Raw genomic sequence first — 967 nt, forward strand, 5'->3', positions numbered from 1 at the left:
ATTGGGGCGAAAGCGGGATCCAGCCCGGCGATGCGGCTCTGCCGGAAGGCGTGAAGAGCCTTGCCAGCGTGGTCCATGCGCCGGCACAGCTCGCCCGCCGTCTGGCGCAGACCGGCATCGTAGACGCCGGCGATGGCCGCCGGCTGCAGGCGCTGCTTGCTCCGGGCCAGCGGCTGGTCAGCCGTGAGGGTGCGCTCTGGCGCTGGGATGGCTTTACCGCCAGTGCCGACGCGCCGACCGCCGCCGCGCAACGGCTGGCGCAGAAGAACCGGCTCGCCGAGCTTGATGCCGAGGCGATACAGGCGACGCTCATCCTGCGTCAGGCTGAAGAGGCACTTGCCCAGGCCGAACAGGCGCTTCGCCTCGCAAGCGAGGCCGAGCGCAACGCACGCCAGGCCGGTCGCGATGCCCAGCATCGGGTGGACGCTGCCCGCAATGCGTTGGCCGAGGCCGAGAGGGCCGGCGGCGAATTGCAGAGCCGGCGCGCCGCACTCGATGAGGCACGCGCCCGCATCGTCGACAGCCATGAGGAGACCTCGGCCGCCTTCGCCGAGGCGGAAATGCTACTGCAGGACGCGCCCGATCTCGGCGATCTGCAATTGCAGCTCGAACAGTCCTCGGCCAATGTCGCCCGCGACCGCGCCACGCTTGCCGATGCGCGTGCCGTGCATGAGGGGCTGCGACGCGAAGCCGAAGCGCGCGCGCGCCGGCTCGATGCCATTGGCGCCGAGCGCAGCAACTGGCTGGAGCGGGCCGAAAACGCCTCGACACAGATCGCCTCGCTTGGCGAGCGCAAGGCCGAGGCCGAGGCCGAACGCGAGCGACTGGCCGATGCTCCCGATGAAATCGACGCCAAGCGGCGCGCGCTGCTGTCGCAGCTCACCGAGGCCGAGACCTTGCGCAAAGCGGCGGCCGACCGTTTGCAGGAAGCGGAGAACCGGCAATCCGAAATGGACAAGGCCGCCAC

At 70.3% G+C, this 967-nt stretch carries 1 pseudogene; it reads left to right on the forward strand.

Annotated elements, in window-relative coordinates:
* Window positions 1-967 (forward strand): annotated as a pseudogene (locus EN935_RS37770) (chromosome segregation protein SMC); the annotation flags it as partial.

Source organism: Mesorhizobium sp. M7D.F.Ca.US.004.03.1.1 (genome assembly GCF_003998635.1).
GTDB lineage: Bacteria > Pseudomonadota > Alphaproteobacteria > Rhizobiales > Rhizobiaceae > Mesorhizobium > Mesorhizobium loti.